Here is a 22,442-nt window from a genome sequence, read left to right as displayed (position 1 = left end):
CCATTGATGGCCATACTAGGATTACAGGGCGTCCGTGGTGGAGTAGGTACAACATCCGTTACCGCGGCGCTGGCGTGGTCATTACAGCTTTTAGGTGAATCGGTATTGGTGATTGACGCCTGTGCCGATAATTTGCTGCGCATGTCGTTTAATGTCGACTTTACGCGTACAGAGGGTTGGGCTCGCGCGCTGCTTGATGATAAAGACTGGCGCGATGCGGGTATGCGTTATACCTCGCAGCTTGATGTACTGCCCTTTGGCCAATTGACCACTACCGAGCGTGAAAATGAAGCTGCCTATCAGCGTCTGTTTTCCCAGTTCACCGTCGCGCTGCAGGAGCTGAAAGAAAAAGGCCATTATAAGTGGATCCTTCTGGATCTGCCGCACGGCGCCGGCACGCTGACCCGACAGCTTATGGCGCAGTGCGATCGCGTGCTGTCGATTGTGAACGTCGACGCGAATTGCCATATCCGTCTGCATCAGCAAGGGTTGCCTGAAAATGGTCATATCCTGATTAACGATTTACGCATTGGCAGCCAGATCCAGGACGATCTGTATCAGGTTTGGCTGCAAAGCCAGCGCCGTCTGCTGCCGATTGTTATCCATCGTGATGAAGGCATGGCGGAATGCCTTGCCTCCAAACAGCCACTCGGTGAATACCGCAGCGATTCCCTGGCGGCAGAAGAGATCCTGACGCTGGCGAACTGGTGTCTGCTGCACTTTGCCAAAGGGGCAGAGCCTGCAGGGAGTTCTGTATGAGCCGTCTCGCCAGCTGGTTACTCATCCCGCCGGTCAGTTCGCGTCTGAGCGAACATTACCGGCATTTTCGCCGGCACGGAGCTTCGGCATTCAGCGCCGCGCTCGGCTGCTTCTGGATGATTCTGGCCTGGACGTTCATTCCCCTCGAACACCCGCGCTGGCAGCGCATTCGTGCGCAGCACAGTGAGTTATATCCGCATATTCATCCCGACCGCCCGCGACCGTTGGATCCGGCGCGTTATATCATTCAGGCTGTCTGGCTGGTGGCCACGTCGTCCCGCTCAGAAAACAAAGCGCCGCGCTGGCGCAGCTTCTCCCGCGTGCAACATTTACGTGAGCGCTATCACCAGTGGCTGGACAGTTTGCCTGACCGTGTGGGTGACAAGACCAGCCATCTGGATAACCATAAAGAGCTCGGGCATCTGCACCCGGGCTTGCGGCGTTTTATACTCGGCGTAATCGTCGTTTTCTCGCTCATTCTGGCCCTGGTCTGTATTACGCAGCCCTTTAACCCTCTGGCGCAGTTCACCTTCCTGATCCTGCTGTGGGGCGTGGCATTGCTGGTGCGCCGTATCCCGGGACGCTTCTCCGCCCTGATGCTGATTGTGCTGTCACTGACCGTCTCCTGTCGCTACATCTGGTGGCGTTACACCTCAACGCTCAACTGGGATGACCCGGTCAGCCTGGTGTGCGGTCTGGTTCTGCTGTTTGCGGAAACGTACGCCTGGGTTGTACTGGTGCTGGGGTATTTCCAGGTCATCTGGCCGCTCAACCGTCAGCCGGTTCCGCTGCCAAAAGACACGTCACAATGGCCGTCTGTCGATCTCTTCGTGCCGACCTACAACGAAGACCTGAGCGTGGTAAAAAACACGATTTACGCCGCGCTGGGTATCGACTGGCCGAAAGATAAACTCAAAATCTGGGTCCTGGATGACGGCGGCCGCCCGGCGTTCCGCCAGTTCGCGGAAGAGGTGGGTGTCGAGTACATCGCCCGTACCACGCATGAACACGCAAAGGCCGGGAACATCAACAACGCCCTCAAGTATGCCAAAGGTGAGTTTGTCTCAATCTTTGACTGCGACCACGTGCCGACGCGCTCGTTCCTGCAGATGACGATGGGCTGGTTCCTGAAGGAGAAAGAGCTGGCGATGATGCAGACGCCGCACCACTTCTTCTCGCCAGATCCATTTGAACGTAACCTTGGCCGTTTCCGTAAAACCCCTAACGAAGGCACGCTGTTCTATGGCCTGGTGCAGGACGGGAACGACATGTGGGATGCGACCTTCTTCTGCGGTTCCTGTGCGGTTATTCGTCGTAAACCGCTGGATGAGATCGGTGGCATTGCCGTCGAAACGGTCACCGAAGATGCGCATACCTCGCTGCGCCTGCACCGTCGGGGCTACACCTCCGCGTATATGCGTATTCCGCAGGCCGCGGGTCTGGCAACGGAATCTCTCTCGGCGCACATCGGCCAGCGTATTCGCTGGGCGCGCGGCATGGTGCAGATTTTCCGTCTCGATAACCCCCTGATTGGGAAAGGGCTGAAACTCGCGCAGCGTCTGTGCTACGTCAACGCCATGTTCCACTTCCTGTCCGGTATCCCGCGCCTCATCTTCCTGACCGCGCCGCTGGCATTCCTGCTTCTTCACGCCTATATCATCTACGCGCCTGCGCTGATGATTGCGCTGTTTGTTCTGCCGCACATGATCCACGCGAGCCTGACGAACTCGAAGATTCAGGGTAAATACCGCCATTCGTTCTGGAGTGAAATCTACGAAACGGTGCTGGCCTGGTACATTGCGCCGCCGACGATGGTGGCACTGATCAACCCGCACAAAGGTAAATTCAACGTCACCGCGAAGGGCGGTCTGGTGGAAGAGGAGTATGTCGACTGGGTCATCTCCCGGCCGTACATCTTCCTGGTGTTGCTGAATATCGTGGGCGTGATTGCCGGTATCTGGCGCTACTTCTACGGCCCGGAAAACGAGATCCTGACCGTGTTCGTGAGTATGGCATGGGTGTTCTACAACCTGATTATCCTCGGCGGCGCGGTTGCGGTGTCGGTGGAGAGCAAACAGGTCCGCCGTGCGCATCGCGTGGAAATCTGCATGCCTGCGGCAATCGCCCGTGAAGATGGTCACCTCTTCTCCTGTACCGTGCACGACTTCTCAGACGGTGGTCTGGGGATAAAAATCAACGGTCAGGCGAAGGTGCTGGAAGGGCAGAAGGTTAACCTGCTGCTGAAGCGCGGCCAGCAGGAGTACGTCTTCCCGACGCAGGTGGTGCGTGTAGCCGGTAATGAAGTCGGTCTGCAGCTGATGCCGCTGACGAAAAAACAACATATTGATTTTGTGCAGTGTACGTTTGCCCGCGCGGACACGTGGGCTCTCTGGCAGGACAGCTTCCCGGAAGATAAACCTCTGGAAAGCCTGCTGGATATTCTGAAGCTGGGGTTCCGTGGCTATCGTCACCTTGCAGAATTTGCCCCGTCGTCGGTGAAATTAATTTTCCGGTCCCTTACTTCGCTGGTTTCCTGGATCGTATCGTTCGTTCCTCGTCGTCCCGAGCGGGATGAGGCGAAGCAGGCGGACCCGGTTATGGCTCAACAATGATGATAACGCGATGAAAACTAAACTTTCCTGGTTATGTGCAGTGGCAATGGGGGTAAGTGCGCTCCCCACAACGATGGCTAACGCAGCACCCGATAACGCAGCGGCAACGCCTGCTCCGACGGTACCTGTGGTCGCCCAGGCGACCGATCCGGTTATCACCGCGGCACCCGGTCAAACGGAAAACGTCATTCCGAACCAGCCTACGGACGGCAACACCCTGCCGGCAGACAGCAATGTCGTCGGTCAGGTGATGCCGGGCGTACAGGGAGCAAACGCGCCTATTGTCGCGGAAGATGCCCCGTCACGGGACGTGAAGCTGAGCTTTGCGCAGATTGCGCCGCCGCCGGGCAGCATGGTGCTGCGCGGTATTAACCCTAACGGCGGCATTGAGTTCGGTATGCGCAGCGATGAGGTTGTCTCTCACGCCATGCTGAACCTTGAATACACGCCATCACCGTCGCTGTTGCCGGTACAGTCTCAGTTGAAGGTTTACCTGAATGATGAGCTGATGGACGTCCTGCCGGTCACAAAAGAGCAACTGGGTAAGAAAACACAGGCCCAGGTGCCGATTAACCCTCTTTTCATCACCGACTTTAACCGCATACGTCTGGAGTTTGTCGGTCACTACCGTGACGTCTGCGAGAACCCTGCCAGCAATACGCTGTGGGTAGACGTAGGACGCAACTCTTCGCTGCAGATGACCTACCAGTCGCTGGCGCTGAAAAACGACCTCTCGTCGTTCCCGGTTCCGTTCTTTGATCCGCGTGATAATCGTCAGTTAGTGCTGCCAATGGTGTTTGCGGCGTCTCCGGACGTCACTGAGCAGCTGGCGGCCACCATTGTGGCATCGTGGTTTGGTTCACGTTCCGGCTGGCGCGGGCAGAACTTCCCGGTGATGTACGACAAAATGCCGGACAGAAACGCGATCGTGTTTGCGACCAACGCGAAACGTCCTGCCTTCCTGCGCGATCACCCGGACGTAAAAGCGCCGACCATTGAGATGATGAGCCACCCGGATAACCCGTACGTGAAGCTGCTGGTGGTCTTCGGGCGTGATGATAAAGACCTCGTGCAGGCGGCCAAGGGCATTGCCCAGGGTAACGTTCTGTTCCGTGGAAACAGCGTGGTGGTGGATGAGGTTAAACCGCTGCTGCCGCGTAAACCTTATGATGCACCAAACTGGGTGCGTACTGACCGTGCCGTCACGTTTGGCGAACTGAAAACGTATGAAGAACAGCTTCAGGCGACGGGGCTTGAGCCAGCCCCGATTAGTCTGTCACTGAATCTGCCGCCAGACCTGTACCTGCTGCGCACCAACGGTATTGATATCAATCTGAGCTACCGTTACACCGCGCCGGCAACCAAAGACAGTTCACGCATGGATATCAGCCTGAACAACCAGTTCCTGCAATCTTTCAGTCTGACAAGCACGCAGGATACTAACCGACTGATGCTCCGTCTGCCGGTGTTGCAGGGGCTGCTGGACGGGAAAACGGACGTCTCTATTCCGGCGCTGAAGCTTGGGGCGATCAACCAGCTGCGCTTTGATTTCCAGTACATGAACCCGATGCCCGGCGGCTCGGTGGATAACTGCATCACCTTCCAGCAAGTACAGAACCACGTTGTGATTGGTGATGAGTCAACCATCGACTTCTCGAAGTATTACCACTTCCTTGCCATGCCGGACCTGCGTGCATTTGCTAATGCCAGCTTCCCGTTCAGCCGTATGGCCGATCTCTCTGAATCCATTGTCGTCATGCCAAAAGCGCCAAATGAGGGCCAGGTGACGACCCTGCTGGACACCATGGCGTCCGTGGGTGCGCAGACCGGATTACCGGCAATTAACGTCACGTTGACTGACGATGGTAGCCAGATCCAGAACAAAGACGCGGACATCATGGTGATCGGTAACATCCCGGATAAGCTGAAGGATGACAAGCGTATCGATCTGCTGGTCAAAGCAGCCCAGTCCTGGGTTAACACGCCACTGCGTCAGACCGAGTTCCCGAGCATTATGCCGGATATCAACGATCGTCAGGCCAGCGTGCAGACAACCGTTACGTCTCAGGGACCAATGGCCGCGGTGGTTGGCTTCCAGTCACCTTACAACGAGCAGCGTAGCGTAGTGGCGCTCCTGGCGGACAGCCCGCGTGGGTATGCGTTACTCAACAGCGCGATGAACGACAGCGGCAAACGTGCCGCGATGTTTGGTTCGGTGGCGGTGATCCGCGAGTCTGGGGTCAATAGCCTGCGCGTGGGCGATGTGTACTACGTGGGCCATCTGCCGTGGTTCGAGCGTCTGTGGTATGCGCTGGCTAACCATCCGGTTCTGCTGGCTATCCTGGCCGCCGTCAGCGTGGTGTTGCTGGCGTGGGTGCTGTGGCGTCTGCTGCGTATCATCAGCCGTCGTCGCCTTAACCCGGATGAGTAACAGGTGATGAAAGCGTTTCGCTGGTGTGTTTTAGCAGCGTTGATGCTGGTGGCGATCCCTCTTCGCGCCGCCTGCACCTGGCCTGCCTGGGAGCAGTTTAAAAAGGATTACATCAGTGAGAGCGGGCGTGTCATTGATCCCAGCGACACGCGCAAAATCACCACGTCGGAAGGGCAAAGCTATGCGTTGTTCTTTGCCCTGGCCGCGAACGATCGCAAAGCCTTTGATCAATTGCTGACGTGGACGCGCGACAACCTGGCCGGGGGCAATCTGAACGATAATTTGCCCGCCTGGCTATGGGGTCAGAAAGACCACGACAACTGGGCGATAATCGATACCAACTCCGCCTCGGATGCCGATGTCTGGATTGCCTGGTCACTGCTTGAGGCGGGCCGGCTGTGGAAACATCCGGACTATACCCGCACGGGTAAGGCGCTCCTTAAACGCATTGCCCATGAGGAAGTGGTGAAAGTACCGGGACTCGGCTCCATGCTGCTGCCCGGGAAGGTCGGTTTTGCCGAGGAGAAAGCCTGGCGCTTTAACCCCAGCTATCTTCCTCCGCAGATAGCGAGCTATTTCACGCGCTTTGGTGCCCCGTGGACGACCCTTCGTGAAACCAATCTGCGCTTGTTGCTGGAAACGGCGCCAAAGGGGTTTTCGCCGGACTGGGTGCAGTATCAGAAAAACAGAGGCTGGCATTTGCAGCAGGATAAATCGCTGGTGGGCGGCTACGACGCCATCCGCGTCTACCTCTGGGTCGGAATGATGAGTGACAAAGACGCCCAGAAAGCCCGGTTGCTTACGCGCTTCCGGCCGATGGCGACAATGACAACGAAACACGGTGTACCGCCGGAAAAAGTGGATGTGGCGAGCGGGAAGCCTGCGGGCAAGGGGCCGGTCGGCTTTTCCGCTGCGATGCTGCCTTTTTTACAGCAGCGTGATGCGCAGGCGGTACAGCGCCAGCGCGTTGCAGATAATTTTCCCGATAATAATGCCTATTACAGCTACGTACTGACTCTCTTCGGGCAAGGATGGGATCAGCATCGTTTTCGCTTCACCGCTCAAGGTGAATTAATACCGGACTGGGGCCAGGAATGCGCAACTTCACAGTAAATCTTCTCAGTTTATCGCTTAGCCTGGCACTGATGCCGCTGGCTCAGGCCGCTAACTCCCCGCAGCAGCAACAGCTGCTGCAACAGGTGCGGCTGGGTGAATCGACGCAGCGTGAGGATTTGGTTCGTCAGTCGCTCTACCGCCTTGAGCTGATTGACCCGAACAACCCTGACGTCATTGCGGCGCGCTTTCGTTACCTGCTTCGTCAGGGTGATAACGCCGGTGCGCAAAAAGAGCTGGATCGTCTGAAAGGGATCGCGCCGGGCTCCAGTGCGTATCAGTCCTCGCGCAATACGATGCTGCTTTCTACGCCTGAAGGCCGTCAGCAGTTACAGCAGGCCCGGTTACTGGCTACAACGGGTCATACTCAGGAGGCCATTGCGGCCTATGACAAGCTTTTTGACGGTAATCCGCCGGGCGGTGACGTGGCGACGGAATACTGGAATGTTGTGGCGAAAGATCCTGCCCGCCGTAGCGTCGCCATTAACCAGCTGAAGAAAATTAACGCCAGCAGCCCGGGCAATACGCAGCTGCAGGGCACGCTGGCCCAGCTGCTGTTCCAGACCGGTCGTCGTGATGAAGGCTTTGCGGTGTTGCAGGAGATGGCCAAATCCAGCAATGGCCGCAGCCAGGCATCTGATATGTGGTATGAGCAGATCAAAGATCAGCCTGTCAGCAACGCCAGCGTCAGCGCGCTGCAAAAATACCTGAGCGTCTTCAGCGACGGCGACAGCGTAGCGGCGGCACGTACCCAACTTGATACGCAGCAAAAACAGCTCGCCGATCCAACCTTCCGTGCGAAAGCACAAGGGCTGGCGGCGGTGGATGCCGGGCAGGGCGATAAGGCGGTGGCGGATCTGCAAAAAGCGGTCAGCGCAAATCATGCCGACAGCGAAGCCGTGGGCGCGCTTGGACAGGCCTACTCTCAGAAAGGCGATCGCGCCCGTGCGGTGGCGCAGTTTGAAAAGGCGATCGCCCTCGATCCGCAGAGCGATAACCGCGGTAAATGGGACAGTTTGCTGAAAGTTAACCGCTACTGGCTGCTGATCCAGCAGGGTGATACCGCCCTGAAAGCGAACAATACGGCGCAGGCGGAACGTTATTACCAGCAGGCGCGTACCCTCGACAATACCGACAGTTATGCGGTGCTGGGGCTGGGAGATGCCGCAGCGGCGCGTAAAGACACGGCTGCGGCGGAACGTTATTACCGTCAGGCGCTGCGTATGGACAGCGGTAACAGCAATGCCGTTCGTGGCCTTGCCAATGTTTATCGTGCGCAGTCACCGGAAAAGGCCTCGCAGTTTATCCAGTCGCTCTCTGCCAGCCAGCGCCGAAGCATTGATGACATTGAACGCAGCCTGACCAACGAGCAGCTGTCAGCCCAGGCGGAACAGCTGGAAAACCAGGGCCAATACGCTCAGGCGGCGGAAATTCAGCGTCGTCGTCTGGCACTCTCTCCGGGCGACGTCTGGATAACCTACCGTCTGTCGCGCGATCTCTATAGCGCGGGCCAGCGCAGTCAGGCGGATAACCTGATGCGCCAGCTTGCCAGCCAAAAACCGTCCGATCCGGAACAGGTGTATGCCAGTGGGCTGTATCTCTCCGGAAACGATCAGGACCGGGCCGCGCTCACGCATCTGGAGACGCTTCCGCGCAGCCAGTGGAACGCTAATATTAAGGAGCTTGCCGACCGCCTGCAGAGTAACCAGACGCTGGAAACGGCAAACCGACTGCGCGACAGCGGCAAAGAGCAGGAGGCGGAAAACCTCCTTCGCCAGCAGCCGTCCTCTACCCGTATCGACTTAACCCTTGCGGACTGGGCGCAGCAGCGTGGCGATCTGGAGGCCGCGAAAACGGCTTATAACACCGTGCTGGAGCGTGAACCGCAGAACGAAGATGCGATCCTCGGTCTGACCGAAGTGTATAGCGCCCAGGGCAACAAAGAGGCAGCCCGTGCCGCGCTGGCAAAACTGCCTGCTGCGCAAAACGGAGAGCCGCTGTCGCTCAATATGCAGCGCCGGATCGCGATGGCGCAGGCAGGCCTTGGGGATTCCGCCGCCGCAGAGCAGACGTTCAGCAAGATTATTCCTCAGGCGAAATCACAGCCTGCATCTATGGAAAACGCGCTGGTATTACGTGATGCCGCCCGTTTCCAGACGCAAAATGGTCAGCCTCAGCAGGCACTGGAAACGTATAAAGATGCGATGGTGTCGTCAGGTGTTACGACGACACGTCCGGCTGACAATGACAGCTTTACCCGCCTGACGCGTAACGACGAAAAAGACGACTGGCTGAAACGCGGCGTGCGTAGCGACGCCGGTGATTTGTACCGTCAGCAGGATGTTAACGTCACGCTGCAGCATGATTACTGGGGCTCCAGCGGCACCGGCGGCTATTCCGATCTTAAAGCGCATACCACCATGTTACAGGCGGATGCACCACTGGCGGATGGCCGTATGTTCCTGCGTAGCGATTTGGTCAATATGGATGCCGGGTCCTTTTCCACCGATAACGGTACCTACGATCCGAAATGGGGCACTTGTGCCGAAACGCCGTGTAGTGGCAACACGCATCAGTCAGCAAATGGCGCGAGTATTGCCGTGGGCTGGCAGAATAAAACCTGGGCGTGGGATATTGGGACCACGCCGATGGGCTTTGACGTTGTCGACGTGGTCGGCGGTGTAAGCTACAGCAGCGACCTGGGGCCAATCGGTTACACCGTTAACGCCCATCGTCGCCCGATCTCCAGCTCTCTGCTCGCCTTTGCCGGGCAAAAAGATACCAACACCGGCACCACCTGGGGCGGCGTGCGCGCAACCGGCGGTGGCGCGAGCATCAGTTATGACAAAGGTGAGGCGCACGGCGTCTGGTCGAGCCTGAATGCGGAAACGCTGACGGGTAAAAATGTTGAAGATAACTGGCGCGTCCGCTGGATGACCGGTTACTACTACAAGCTCATCAATAAAAACAATGAGCGTCTGACCGTCGGCGTGAGCAACATGCTCTGGCACTACGATAAAGATCTGAGCGGTTATACCCTGGGTCAGGGCGGTTATTACAGCCCGCAGGAGTATGTCTCCTTCGCGTTGCCTGTCACCTGGCGTAAACGTACCGAGAACTGGTCCTGGGAGCTGGGCGGATCGGTGTCATGGTCTCATTCTAAAACTAACGACGTGATGCGCTATCCCATTCAGGGACTGATTCCGACCGATGAGCCCGGTCGCTACACCGACAGAGGCGAAATGGAAACCGGCAGCAGCTCCTCAGGCACGGGTTATACCGCACGGGCCATTATCGAGCGCCGGGTCACGTCCAACTGGTTTGTGGGCCTCGGTGTGGATATTCAGGAAGCAAAAGATTATACCCCAAGCCACGCACTGCTTTATGTACGCTACTCTGCTGCAGGCTGGCAGGGCGATATGGACTTACCGCCGCAGCCGCTTATCCCTTACGCGGACTGGTAATCGGATTTAACTTAATCCATTTGTAAGTCTCTCTTAAAAGTACAGCAATCGGGTATACTCAGGCGCACCAGGTTTACACCCTGGTGCGCCCTGCGCTTCGAGTTTTGTGGAGAGTCATTTTGCGTGTCAGCCGTTCCTTAACTATCAAACAGATGGCGATGGTTTCTGCCGTCACAATGCTGTTTGTACTCCTTTTTTGCGTAATTTTGCTGTTTCATTCCGTACAGCAGAATCGCTATAACACGGCTTCGCAATTAGAAAGTATTGCCCGCTCGGTGCGTGACCCGCTCTCTGCCTCTATTTTGAAAGGGGATATTCCCGAAGCGGAAACCATTTTAAAACGCATTCAGCCTGCCGGTGTCGTGAGCCGCGCAGACGTGGTGTTACCCAATCAGTTTCAGGCGCTGCGGATGAGTTTTATCCCCGAGCGCCCGGTCCCCATGATGGTGATGCGGCTGTTTGAACTGCCGGTGCAGATTTCGCTGCCGGTCTATTCGCTTGAGCGTCCCGCGAATCCGCAGCCGTTGGCCTACCTTGTTCTGCAGGCGGACTCGTACCGCATGTACAAGTTCGTCATGAGCTGGGTTGTCACGTTAGTGACCACTTGCTTACTTATGACGCTTATTCTGAGCGTGGCGCTGACCTGGTGTATTAACCGTCTGATTGTGCATCCGCTACGCCGGATTGCCCGGGAGTTGAACACGCTTTCACCGCAGGACCAGGTGGGGCATCAGCTTCCGCTGCCGCGTCTTCATCATGATGACGAGATTGGTATGCTGGTACGCAGCTATAACCTCAACCAGCAGCGGATGCAGCGCCAGCAGGATGAGCTGAACAGCAGCGCCACGCGCTTCCCGGTGTCGGAGCTGCCCAATAAAGCCTTCCTGATGGCGATGCTGGAACAGACTGTTGCCCGCCAGCAAACTACCGCGCTGATGGTGATCGCCTGTGAAACCCTGCAGGACACCGCCGGCGTGCTCAAAGAGAACCAGCGTGAAATGCTGCTCCTGACGCTGGTGGAGAAAGTGAAGTCCGTGCTGGCCCCGCGCATGGTGCTGACCCAGGTCAGCGGGTATGACCTGGTGGTGATTGCCAACGGCGTGAAAGAGCCGTGGCATGCGATCACATTAGGTCAGCAAGTACTCACTGTCATTAATGAGCGGCTGCCCATTCAGGGCATCCAGCTTCGTCCAAGCGCCAGTATCGGTATTGCGATGTACTACGGTGACTTAACGGCGGAACAGCTTTACCGTCGTGCTTTCTCGGCGGCGTTTACCGCCCGGCGCAAAGGGAAAAATCAGATCCAGTTCTTCGACCCGGAACAGATGGAAAGGGCGCAGCAGCGCCTGACGGAAGAGAGCGACATTTTGACCGCGCTGGATAACCGTCAGTTTGCCCTCTGGCTCCAGCCGCAGGTGAATTTGCTGACGGGCGAGGTGATCAGCGCGGAAGCGCTGCTGCGCGTGCAGCAGCCGGATGGTTCATGGGAATTGCCGGAAGGGCTCATTGAGCGCATCGAATCCTGTGGCCTGATGGTCACCGTCGGTTACTGGGTGCTGGAGGAGTCGTGCCGACAGCTTGCTGCCTGGCAGGAACGAGGCGTGACGCTCCCGCTGTCGGTCAACTTGTCCGCCCTGCAGCTGATGCATCCGACCATGGTGTCTGAGATGCTGGAGCTGATCCATCGTTACCGGATCAAGCCTGATACGCTGACGCTGGAAGTCACGGAAAGCCGGCGTATTGACGATCCTAATGAGGCGGTCGCGATTCTGAAACCGCTGCGTAATGCCGGTATACGCATCGCGCTGGACGATTTCGGTATGGGTTATGCCGGGCTGCGTCAGCTCCAGCATATGAAAACCCTGCCGGTGGATGTGCTGAAAATCGACAAAGCCTTTGTTGAAGGGTTGCCGGAAGACAGCAGCATGGTCCAGGCCATTATCCAGCTGGCCCGCAGCCTGAAACTGCAGCTGATTGCCGAAGGGATTGAGACAGACGCGCAGCGCACCTGGCTGGCTGAAGCGGGCGTGGAGGGTGGACAGGGCTTCCTGTTTGCACCGGCTGTTCCGTCGGATGTCTTTGAACAACGCTACCTTTCCGGTGGGGACAATAGCGCAAACGTGTAATTTTGTTGCTGGCTTGTGCGAGCCAGCTCAAAGTTCTTAACATTTGTGTTTCAAATTTGAACTGGGTTTATTTCTGTCCTGTTATACGGGTGTTATTTTAAAGCCGCAGGTTAACCATAACCTTACAAAGCCTGTGGTTTTTCTTCCCAAGGACACCCTATGAAAACCTCACTCTTCAAAAGTCTCTATTTTCAGGTCCTGACAGCCATCGCAATCGGTATTTTGCTTGGTCACTATTACCCTGAACTTGGCGCACAAATGAAACCGCTTGGCGACGCATTCGTTAAGCTCATCAAAATGGTCATCGCCCCGGTGATCTTCTGTACCGTCGTGACGGGCATCGCTGGCATGGAAAGCATGAAGGCGGTAGGCCGTACCGGTGCAGTGGCGCTTCTCTATTTCGAAGTGGTCAGTACCCTTGCGCTGATTATTGGTCTTATCATCGTGAACGTGGTGCAGCCCGGCGCGGGGATGAACGTTGACCCGTCGACGCTGGATGCCAAAGCGGTCGCGGTGTATGCCGATCAGGCGAAAGACCAGGGGGTAGTGGCCTTCCTGCTGGACGTTATCCCAGGCAGCGTCATCGGTGCATTTGCCAGCGGCAACATTCTGCAGGTGCTGCTGTTTGCCGTCATGTTTGGCTTTGCCCTGCACCGTCTGGGCAACAAAGGCCAGCTGATCTTTAACGTCATCGAAAGCTTCTCGCAGGTCATCTTCGGCATCATCAATATGATCATGCGCCTGGCGCCTATTGGGGCCTTCGGTGCGATGGCATTCACCATCGGTAAGTACGGCGTGGGTACCCTGGTGCAGCTGGGCCAGCTCATCATCTGCTTCTATATCACCTGTATTCTGTTCGTGGTGGTGGTGCTGGGCTCAATCGCCCGCGCGGCAGGGTTCAGCATTTTCAAATTTATCCGTTATATCCGCGAAGAGCTGCTGATTGTTCTGGGGACCTCTTCATCAGAATCGGCCCTGCCGCGCATGCTCGATAAGATGGAAAAGCTGGGCTGCCGTAAATCGGTGGTGGGGCTGGTCATCCCGACGGGCTACTCCTTCAACCTTGATGGCACCTCGATATACCTGACAATGGCGGCCGTGTTTATCGCTCAGGCGACCAACAGCCATATGGACATTTTCCATCAGGTTACCCTGCTGGTGGTGCTCCTGCTCTCGTCTAAAGGGGCCGCAGGTGTTACTGGCAGTGGCTTTATCGTGCTGGCGGCCACCATTTCCGCGGTCGGACACCTGCCGGTGGCGGGTCTGGCGCTGATTCTCGGTATTGACCGCTTTATGTCTGAAGCCCGTGCCTTAACCAACCTCGTGGGTAACGGTGTGGCAACGGTAGTCGTGGCAAAATGGGTGAAAGAGCTGGATCACAAAAAGCTCGACGATACGTTAAATAATCGCCAGTCAGACAGCAAAACTCCTGGTTTATCCTCTTAATATTGTCACAAATGCCCGCATTCCCTTGTCGGGATGCGGGCTCCTGCGCATAATAACTGTTCGTACCTGTCATAATTCGACAAGATTTTTTTTGGGTATATTTCACTTCTGACCGTGACGTTTTGTAGAACACGCGGTCTAATCGACGTGTTTTCATCGTCATCTTTTAGAGTGAAACGCGTCGCGAGACACTCTCTTTAACCAGGAATGTTGATCAGGGGTTCACATGCAGGGCACAAAAATTCGACTCTTAACCGGCGGTTTGCTGATGATGGCAGCAGCCAGTTATGTGCAGGCAGATGCGCTCCAGCCAGACCCGGCCTGGCAACAAGGGACACTAGCGAACGGTTTTCAGTGGCAGGTTTTAGCCACCCCACAACGTCCGAGTGACCGTGTTGAAATCCGTCTGTCTGTTAATACCGGCTCCCTCACGGAAAGCACTCAGCAAACCGGTTTTAGCCATTTTATTCCCCGACTGGCGCTCACGCAGAGCGGCAGTTTGCAAGCAGTTCAGGTGCGTTCGCTCTGGCAACAGGCCATTGATCCGAAACGTCCGCTTCCGCCGGCTGTGGTCTCGTATGACTACACCATGTTCAACCTGAGCCTGCCAAATAACCGTAACGACCTGCTCAAAGAAGCCCTTACGTATCTCGCCGATGCGTCGGGCAATCTGGCGATTACGCCGGAAACCGTTAACTATGCGCTGAGCAACAGTGACATGGTTGCCACCTGGCCTGTGGACACCAAAGAGGGCTGGTGGCGTTACCGCCTGAAGGGTTCAACGCTGCTGGGGCATGACCCGGCCGAGCCGCTGAAACAGCCGGTGGACGCTGAGCAGGTAAAATCGTTCTACCAGAAATGGTACACCCCGGACGCGATGACGCTTATCGTGGTGGGGAATGTGGACAGCCGTGCGGTGGTGGAGCAGATCAACAAAGCGTTTGGCGAACTGAAAGGCAAACGCGAAACACCGGCCCCTGTCCCAACGCTCTCTCCGCTGCGCGCAGAGCCTGTCAGCATTATGACGGATACCGTTCGTCAGGATCGCCTCTCCGTCATGTGGGATAACGCCTGGCAGCCAATCCGTGAGTCAGCGGCGCTGCTGCGCTACTGGCGTGCCGATCTGGCACGTGAAGCGCTGTTCTGGCACGTTCAGCAGACGCTCAGCAAGAATAACGTGAAGAATATCGGTCTCGGCTTTGACTGCCGCGTGCTGTTCCAGCGTGCACAGTGTGCCATTAACGTTGAATCGCCGGGCGATAAGCTGAATGCGAATCTGGGCGTGGTGGCAAAAGAGCTGGCAAAAGTGCGCAAAGAGGGCCTGTCGGAAGAAGAGTTCAATGCGCTGGTCGCGCAGAAAAAACTTGAGCTGCAGAAGCTGTTTGCAACGTATGCCCGCGCCGATACCGACATTCTGATCAGCCAGCGTATTCGCTCACTGCAGAATCAGGTGGTGGATATCGCGCCGGAGCAGTACCAGAAGCTTCGTCAGGACTTCCTGGAGGGGTTGACCGTCGATATGTTGAATCAGGACTTACGTCAGCAGCTGTCGCAGGAAATGGCGTTGATTCTTCTGCAGCCGAAAGGCGAGCCGGAATATGACATGAAGGAACTTCAGTCGACCTGGAATACCATTATGGCCTCCGCGCCGCAGCCATCGCAGGCTGCTACGGCAGATGATTTGCACCAGGACGCAACGGATATCCCGCAGGGGCAGTAATGCCCCTCATCCAGAACCCTCTCCCTGTCGGAGAGGGTTTTTTTTACTGTGGCATTGCCTCACGCGGAATAATTGCCCCGCGATACTGGATCACGGTGCTCGCCGTCAGGTGTCCACGCTGGGCCGCCGCTTCTGGCGTCCCGCCCGTCAGACGCACCGCCAGATAGCCCGCACTGAATGAATCACCCGCCGCCGTCGTATCAATCACTTTCTCTTTCGGCAACGTCACCGCAGGGACGTCGATGACGGCTTCACCTTCGATGGCGACCAGACACGAATCAGCCCCGCGCTTAATCACCACTTCACTTACGCCGGCGGCCTGCGTACGCGCAATCACCTCATCAACGGGTTTCTCACCCCACAGCGCATCTTCATCATCGAGCGTCAGGAAGGCGATATCGGTGCATTGCAGTATCTGCTGATAAACCTGCTGCGTCTCTTCACGGCTGGCCCACAGGCGCGGACGGTAGTTATTATCGAAAATAACCTTGCCGCCATTGGCGCGGCATTCACGCAGTAACGACAGCAGCTTTTCACGGCTGGCTGAGCTTAAAATAGCCAGGCTAATCCCGCTCAGATAAAGATAATCAAAGGTGGCTAACGCTTCGCAGATGGCAGCCGCATCGTCGCTCTCCAGCCAGAATTTGGCCGCGGCTTCGTTACGCCAGTAGTAGAAGGTCCGCTCGCCGGTATCGTCGGTTTCAATGTAGTAAAGCCCCGGCAGGCGGTTTTCCATACGCTGTATCAGCGAGGTGTCCACCTGCTCACTCTGCCAGGCTTCCAGCATTTGCTGGCTGAAACTGTCCGTCCCCAGGGCGGTGACGTAGTTCACGGTAAGGGCCTCAGGGGCAACCTGACGGGCAATATAAACGGAGGTGTTTAACGTATCGCCACCAAAACCGCGGCTGACTTCCGCGCCTTTTTGTGACAGCTCAATCATGCATTCGCCAATCACGGCAATTTTCTTGGTCATAGTCGTGAACCTGAACAGAGTAATTTTCGGTAGTGTGCGCTGAGTGAATTATGCGGTCAACTATATTAAAACGACGTTCCATTATTTTATTTGAGCCAGCGCGTGTTCCTGTTAATTTCTGCCCGCTTAATTTCATTTTCCGGGTGAATTGAACATAAAGTTCTCAATTGCCGGGCCGATAACCCTTTGACGAGTCCAGAAAGGCCATCCAACAACAGGACATCTGAAATGAAGTCAGAGCAGGTTATCCAGCGGCTGAGCACTACGCCTGAGGCAAGTATTGAGAACTTGCAGGAGCATCGCTACTGGCTGCAATGTGAGCGTGCGTACACCTATCAGCCGATCTACCGAACGGACGGTCGACTGATGGCTATTGAAATTTTGACCGTCGTGACGCACCCGTCAAACCCCTCACAGCGTATCGCACCGGACCGCTATTTTGCCGAAGTTGCCGTGCGCCAGCGCCTGGATGTGCTGGAAGAACAGCTCCGTATGCTGGCAACCAAACAGGCCTTTTTCGAACAGCACGCCATCCTCGCCTCGGTCAACGTCGATGGACCCACCCTGCTGGCGCTGCGCCAGAACGCGAAATTACAGGAGCTGATCGCCTCCTTACCGTGGATGCGCTTTGAGCTGGTGGAGCATGTTCGTCTGCCACAGGACTCATCATTTGCCTCAATGTGCGAATTCGGCCCGCTGTGGCTGGATGACTTTGGCACCGGGATGGCGAACTTCTCTGCCCTCAGCGAAGTGCGTTACGACTACATTAAAGTGGCCCGCGACCTGTTCATTATGCTGCGCCAGACCCCGGAAGGGCGGAATCTGTTTACGCTGTTATTACAGCTGATGAACCGCTACTGCCAGGGCGTGATAGTGGAAGGCGTGGAAACGCTGGAAGAGTGGCGTGATGTGCAAAATTCTCCCGCGGCGGCGGCACAAGGCTATTTCCTCTCTCGTCCGGTCCCAATGGATACCCTCGATTCCGTGATAACGATCCTCTGATCTGCCCGCTTCCCTTTGTCTGAACTATAGTTTTACAGGTAAGGTCATCAGGAAAGGGGATAACAATGACAAAAACAACCAGGGTAATCTCCTGGACAGCAGGGATTTTATTGTTGTTGATCGTGGTCGCCGTCGTCATTATCGCGACGTTTGACTGGAACCGCCTTAAGCCGACCATCAACCAGAAAGTCTCCACCGAACTCAATCGCCCCTTCGCCATACGCGGCGATCTCGGGGTGGTGTGGGAACGTCAGAAAGAGGAGACCGGCTGGCGAAGCTGGATCCCCTGGCCGCATGTCCACGCCGACGACATCATTCTCGGCAACCCGCCGGATATTCCTGACGTGACAATGGTGCATCTGCCCCGCGTAGAAGCCACGCTGGCCCCGTTAGCGCTACTGACCAAAACGGTTTACCTGCCGTGGATCAAGCTTCAGCAGCCCGATGCGCGTCTGATCCGCCTTTCCGAAAAGAACAACAACTGGACGTTTGATCTCGCCAGCAGCGACGAAAAAGATCCCAATGCGCAACCCTCATCATGGTCATTCCGTCTCGACAATATTCTCTTCGATCGCGGGCGGATCGCCATCGACGACAAGGTCAGCAAAGCTGATATCGAGATCCTGGTCGATCCGTTGGGCAAACCGCTGCCGTTTAGCGAAGTGACCGGCGCAAAAGCGAAGGGCGATAATGCCAAAGCCGGGGATTATGTTTTCGGCCTGAAGGCCGAAGGGCGCTACAAAGGGCAGCCCCTGACCGGCACCGGAAAAATTGGCGGCATGCTGGCGCTTCGAAGCGACTCGACGCCATTTCCTGTGCAGGCGGATTTCCGCTCCGGGAACACGCGGGTGGCCTTCACCGGGACCGTCAACGACCCTATGAACATGGGGGGCGTTGATCTGCGGCTGAAATTTGCCGGTGATTCGTTGGGTGAACTGTATGAACTCACTGGCGTCCTGCTGCCAGATACGCCACCGTTTGAGACGGACGGGCATCTGGTGGCAAAAATCGACACGGAAAAATCGTCGGTATTTGATTATCGCGATTTCAATGGCCGTATTGGCGACAGCGATATCCATGGCTCGTTGACCTACACCACCGGAAAACCGCGTCCGAAACTGGAAGGTGATGTGGAGTCTCGCCAGCTGCGGCTGGCCGATTTGGGGCCGCTGATCGGGATTGATTCCGGTAAAGGCACGAAATCAAAAGAGGTGAAGAAAGATCGCCAGCCGGCGGGGAAAGTCCTGCCTTACGATCGCTTTGAAACCGATAAGTGGGACGTAATGGATGCGGATGTTCGCTTTAAAGGGGGCAAAATCGAACATGGCAGTACGCTGCCGATCAGCAATCTTTCGACCCATATCCTGCTTAAAAATGCCGATTTACGCCTGCAGCCGCTGAAGTTTGGTATGGCGGGTGGAACCCTCTCATCGAACATTCGCCTCGAAGGCGATAAAAAGCCGATGCAGGGGCGTGCCGATATCAAGGCCCGCCGGCTCAAACTGAAAGAGCTGATGCCGAACGTGGAATTGATGCAGAAAACCCTGGGTGAAATGAACGGCGATGCCGATATCCGCGGCGTGGGGAATTCTGTGGCTGCACTGCTCGGGAGCAGTAACGGTAACCTGAAGCTTCTGATGAACGACGGGCTGGTGAGCCGCAACCTGATGGAGATCCTGGGGCTGAACGTCGGGAACTACGTCATCGGGCAAATCTTCGGTGATGATGAGGTGCGGGTGAACTGTGCGGCGGCCAACCTGGATCTGGTCAACGGCGTGGCGCGCCCGCAAATTTTTGCCTTCGATACGGAGAACGCGGTCATCAACGTGACCGGCACCGCCAGTATGGCCTCCGAGCAGCTTGATTTAACCATCGATCCGGAAAGTAAGGGGATTCGTATCATCACCCTGCGTTCGCCGCTCTACGTGCGTGGGACCTTTAAAAATCCGCAGGCGGGTGTGAAACCCGGTCCGCTGATTGCGCGCGGCGCGGTGGCGGCAGCACTCGCGACGCTGGTTACGCCAGCGGCGGCGCTGTTGGCGTTAATTTCGCCGTCAGAAGGGGATGCGAATCAGTGCCGGAACATTTTGTCGCAGATGAAAAAATAACGTGCGGCTTTCGGGACCTTACCCTCTCCCTGGGGGAGAGGGTATCAGGCCGCGGTGAATTACAGAGACTGGTGCTTCGTCTCGTGGGTCAGCAGCAGGGCAATCAGCGTCAACGCTGCCATGGCGGCCAGGTAAACGCCCACGTAGAACAGGCCATAATTTGCCTGCAGCCAGGTGGCGATATAAGGCGCAACGGACGCACCCAGAATAGAGGCAACGTTATAGGAGAACGACGCGCCGGTATAACGCACTTCCGTCGGGAACAGCTCTGGCAGCAGCGCGCCCATCGGGCCGAAGGTCAGGCCCATCAGGCTCAGACCAATGAGCAGGTACGCCATGACCAGCGCAGGGCTACCTGAACCCAGCAGCGGCGGGAAGACGAACAGGGCAAACAGAATGATCAGCGTGGTGATAACAATCATGCTTGAGCGACGACCAAACTTATCCGCCAGCAGGCCGGCAATCGGCACCATGACGCCAAACCCAATGACCGCCATCATCAACATCCACAGCACTTCGTTACGCGGCAGGCCGAGCCCAACCGGCGCGGCGGCGGTGCTGAACGTCATTGAATAGACCGTCATGATATAGAACAGCGTGTAGGTCGCGAGCATGATAAACGTGCCCAGTACCGTCACGCGGACGTGTTTAGTCAGCAGCGTACCCAGCGGCACTTTTACCTGTTTTTTCGCGGCGGCAACTTTAGCGAAAACCGGCGTTTCGTGAAGTGACACGCGGACATACAGGCCAATCAGCACCAGCACGGCGGAGAAGACGAACGGAATACGCCAGCCCCAGCTCATGAACTGTTCGTCCGTCAGCAGCCAGGAGAGCAGCAGGAAAGTCCCGTTCGCAAAGAAGAAGCCAATCGGTGCGCCAAGCTGCGGGAATGAACCGTACAGCGCGCGTTTGCGTGCCGGTGCGTTCTCCGTGGCCAGCAGCGCCGCACCACCCCATTCACCGCCCAGCCCCAGACCCTGACCAAAACGCGCCAGCGCCAGCAGCATCGGGGCCAGAATACCAATGGTTTCGTAGGTAGGCAGCAAGCCGATAGCGACGGTGGAGATCCCCATCGTCAGCAGCGAGGCCACCAGCGTGACCTTACGGCCGATGCGATCGCCAAAGTGTCCAAACAGGGCAGAGCCAATCGGACGCGCAACAAACGCGATCGCAAAGGTAGCCAGAGACTGCAGCGTGGCTGCCGTCGGGTCACCCTGCGGGAAGAAAATATGCGGGAAGACAATGACCGCTGCGGTGGCATAAATGTAAAAGTCGAAGAACTCAATGGCGGTGCCAATCAGCGAGGCGACGACAACTTTGTTTCGCGAGTTAACCGGCGCGGTTTCCGCACCGGAGTCGAGTGTTGTGGCTGTTGCTTGCATAATATTTTCTTATTTTTAGTCGGACGAAAGGCCATATTACGCACAGCAAAAGCGACATTTCAATCTGTAACAAAGCCGCGCGCTGGTGATAAAAGCAACAAAAAGCGGATAATGTTCAGGCCAGACAAAACACTTCTATGAAATGCTTCACAGTTTTCAGATATCAGCTGATAAAACTGGTTTTTGGTTAAATAAAAGTTACGGACTGGATTTATATGCTGAAATGATGAATCGGGCTGAAGTTTCAGCCCGGGAGAGACGTTATCGGTGTGTTTTACCCGGCATTCGCGGGTCGTCTTTGTACTCGGCGGTGGCAATCCATGCCGCGCAGAACAAGGTCAGGCGGGCGAAGAAGTAGAAGAACGCCATCAGCCCCAGCACCGAGCCAAACGCCGCGCCAGAAGGGGATTTCACCAGCGATGGCAGAGTGTAAGTCATCACAATTTTGATCACTTCAAAGCCTATCGCCGCAATCAATGTGCCGCGGATCAGCGCCTTTTTACGCGGACGATGGCGGGGCAAGCGCCAGAAGATCCAGAAGAACAGCAGATAGTTGGCGAAGATGGAAATAGCCAGTCCAATGCCGCGCCACGCGGGCTTCAGCCACTCGATGTAATCCAGATAGAGCGCAGAGATAATCATCTGCTGCGCCGAACCGGCGACAGAGGTGATGGAGAGCGTCACAATCAGCGCGACGAGCAGGCCAATCAGCGAAACAAAGTCGCGAAGATACTTAACCCAGATTTTCTCCTGGTCCTGAGGCTTACGCTCCCACACCTCACGCGACTGGGCACGAATGGCCTCGCGGAGGTTGCCCATCCAGTTAATCCCGGAGTAAAGGGCAATCAATAGACCGACGATACCGACCGTCGTACGTTGCTGTACGGCGGTATTAATGGTGTTTTTGAGCGTGGTGGCGAGGGTCGGATCACTGACGTTATTCAGGATTTTATTGAAGATATCCTGCAGCAGCGTTGGGTGTGACGCGAGCACAAAACCGGCTGCGGCAAAAGACACCATCAGGATCGGGATCATCGATAAAAAAGAGAAATAGGTGATGGCAGCCCCAAACTGGTTACCCATGCGGTCATTAAACCGCTCTGTCGCGCGTATCAGGTGCGCAATCATGGGGAACTGCTGTATCCGCTCTGCCAGGCTGGTGACAGTCCCCAGCGCTTTGCTGGCGGTGCCTGGCATTTTTACTTCTTCGGGCCCGGTTTCCATCTTCTGGATGGGTTCGTAATCTAAATGTTGGGTAGGTCGTTGCGGGTTGTTTTCCGGCGTCACGCGACTTTTCCTTTTCGTT

Annotated in this window: 13 protein-coding genes; 10 read left to right on the top strand and 3 right to left on the bottom strand. The window is 56.4% G+C overall.

The genetic code is table 11. From position 1 onward, the window contains the following. The first annotated feature begins 6 nt into the window (after positions 1-6). From bcsQ to ACMGG3_RS17200, 8 genes are all read left to right on the top strand, one after another. Positions 7-759, top strand: a complete 753-nt coding sequence (gene bcsQ, locus ACMGG3_RS17235; RefSeq protein ID WP_025202798.1) for a cellulose biosynthesis protein BcsQ — start codon at positions 7-9, stop codon at positions 757-759. Then, on the top strand, positions 756-3,371 hold the full coding sequence (bcsA, locus tag ACMGG3_RS17230; RefSeq protein WP_025202799.1) for a UDP-forming cellulose synthase catalytic subunit: 2,616 nt from the start codon (positions 756-758) through the stop codon (positions 3,369-3,371). Before bcsQ ends, bcsA begins: the two co-directional genes overlap by 4 nt. Positions 3,372-3,381: 10 nt before the next feature. Beyond that, positions 3,382-5,802, top strand: a complete 2,421-nt coding sequence (gene bcsB, locus ACMGG3_RS17225) for a cellulose biosynthesis cyclic di-GMP-binding regulatory protein BcsB (RefSeq protein WP_041162902.1) — start codon at positions 3,382-3,384, stop codon at positions 5,800-5,802. Positions 5,803-5,808: 6 nt separating this feature from the next. Then, on the top strand, positions 5,809-6,915 hold the full coding sequence (bcsZ, locus tag ACMGG3_RS17220; protein WP_394246716.1) for a cellulose synthase complex periplasmic endoglucanase BcsZ: 1,107 nt from the start codon (positions 5,809-5,811) through the stop codon (positions 6,913-6,915). Beyond that, entirely contained in the window at positions 6,897-10,379 is a 3,483-nt protein-coding gene (gene bcsC, locus ACMGG3_RS17215) for a cellulose synthase complex outer membrane protein BcsC (protein ID WP_270293048.1), read from the top strand. Before bcsZ ends, bcsC begins: the two co-directional genes overlap by 19 nt. 119 nt (positions 10,380-10,498) lie before the next feature. Beyond that, complete coding sequence (gene hmsP / locus ACMGG3_RS17210; protein WP_414149334.1) at positions 10,499-12,505, top strand: biofilm formation regulator HmsP; 2,007 nt, start codon at positions 10,499-10,501, stop codon at positions 12,503-12,505. Positions 12,506-12,664: 159 nt separating this feature from the next. Next, on the top strand, positions 12,665-13,951 hold the full coding sequence (locus tag ACMGG3_RS17205; RefSeq protein ID WP_014172087.1) for a dicarboxylate/amino acid:cation symporter: 1,287 nt from the start codon (positions 12,665-12,667) through the stop codon (positions 13,949-13,951). Positions 13,952-14,177: 226 nt separating this feature from the next. Continuing rightward, positions 14,178-15,671: a M16 family metallopeptidase gene (locus ACMGG3_RS17200; protein WP_014172086.1), complete on the top strand. Its 1,494-nt coding sequence runs from the start codon at positions 14,178-14,180 to the stop codon at positions 15,669-15,671. A gap of 43 nt (positions 15,672-15,714) precedes the next feature. Here the strand turns inward: ACMGG3_RS17200 and ACMGG3_RS17195 are convergent, their stop codons facing one another. Beyond that, the gene (locus tag ACMGG3_RS17195; RefSeq protein ID WP_020884489.1) at positions 15,715-16,644 is read right to left on the bottom strand and encodes a sugar kinase; all 930 of its coding nucleotides are present in this window, start codon (positions 16,642-16,644) and stop codon (positions 15,715-15,717) included. A gap of 228 nt (positions 16,645-16,872) precedes the next feature. Between ACMGG3_RS17195 and pdeH the strand changes: the two genes are divergently transcribed. Further along, a complete protein-coding gene (gene pdeH, locus ACMGG3_RS17190) occupies positions 16,873-17,646 on the top strand; it encodes a cyclic-guanylate-specific phosphodiesterase (protein WP_020884490.1) in 774 nt (257 codons plus the stop codon). Positions 17,647-17,711: 65 nt separating this feature from the next. Beyond that, positions 17,712-19,754, top strand: coding sequence for an AsmA family protein (locus ACMGG3_RS17185; RefSeq protein ID WP_414149333.1), 2,043 nt, complete (start codon positions 17,712-17,714; stop codon positions 19,752-19,754). 59 nt (positions 19,755-19,813) lie between these two features. On the opposite strand, the gene ACMGG3_RS17180 is transcribed toward ACMGG3_RS17185, so the two are convergent. Further along, entirely contained in the window at positions 19,814-21,136 is a 1,323-nt protein-coding gene (locus ACMGG3_RS17180; protein ID WP_014172082.1) for an MFS transporter, read from the bottom strand. A gap of 261 nt (positions 21,137-21,397) precedes the next feature. Next, the gene (gene yhjD, locus ACMGG3_RS17175; protein WP_020884492.1) at positions 21,398-22,423 is read right to left on the bottom strand and encodes an inner membrane protein YhjD; all 1,026 of its coding nucleotides are present in this window, start codon (positions 22,421-22,423) and stop codon (positions 21,398-21,400) included. Positions 22,424-22,442 lie beyond the last annotated feature (19 nt).

The organism is Enterobacter sp. BNK-18 (genome assembly GCF_047456135.1).
In the GTDB taxonomy this organism is placed as follows: domain Bacteria; phylum Pseudomonadota; class Gammaproteobacteria; order Enterobacterales; family Enterobacteriaceae; genus Enterobacter; species Enterobacter ludwigii.
Note: the sequence above shows the minus strand (reverse complement) of the source record. Positions and strands in the feature narration are given on the sequence as shown.

What these genes read in the sequence shown, in the direction of transcription:
- ACMGG3_RS17195 (WP_020884489.1), bottom strand. Translation starts at nt 16,644, where the DNA reads ATGACCAAGAAAATTGCCGTGATTGGCGAATGCATGATTGAGCTGTCA.
- bcsC (WP_270293048.1), top strand. Translation starts at nt 6,897, where the DNA reads ATGCGCAACTTCACAGTAAATCTTCTCAGTTTATCGCTTAGCCTGGCA.
- bcsQ (WP_025202798.1), top strand. Translation starts at nt 7, where the DNA reads ATGGCCATACTAGGATTACAGGGCGTCCGTGGTGGAGTAGGTACAACA.
- ACMGG3_RS17180 (WP_014172082.1), bottom strand. Translation starts at nt 21,136, where the DNA reads ATGCAAGCAACAGCCACAACACTCGACTCCGGTGCGGAAACCGCGCCG.
- bcsZ (WP_394246716.1), top strand. Translation starts at nt 5,809, where the DNA reads ATGAAAGCGTTTCGCTGGTGTGTTTTAGCAGCGTTGATGCTGGTGGCG.
- bcsA (WP_025202799.1), top strand. Translation starts at nt 756, where the DNA reads ATGAGCCGTCTCGCCAGCTGGTTACTCATCCCGCCGGTCAGTTCGCGT.
- pdeH (WP_020884490.1), top strand. Translation starts at nt 16,873, where the DNA reads ATGAAGTCAGAGCAGGTTATCCAGCGGCTGAGCACTACGCCTGAGGCA.
- ACMGG3_RS17185 (WP_414149333.1), top strand. Translation starts at nt 17,712, where the DNA reads ATGACAAAAACAACCAGGGTAATCTCCTGGACAGCAGGGATTTTATTG.
- ACMGG3_RS17200 (WP_014172086.1), top strand. Translation starts at nt 14,178, where the DNA reads ATGCAGGGCACAAAAATTCGACTCTTAACCGGCGGTTTGCTGATGATG.
- bcsB (WP_041162902.1), top strand. Translation starts at nt 3,382, where the DNA reads ATGAAAACTAAACTTTCCTGGTTATGTGCAGTGGCAATGGGGGTAAGT.
- ACMGG3_RS17205 (WP_014172087.1), top strand. Translation starts at nt 12,665, where the DNA reads ATGAAAACCTCACTCTTCAAAAGTCTCTATTTTCAGGTCCTGACAGCC.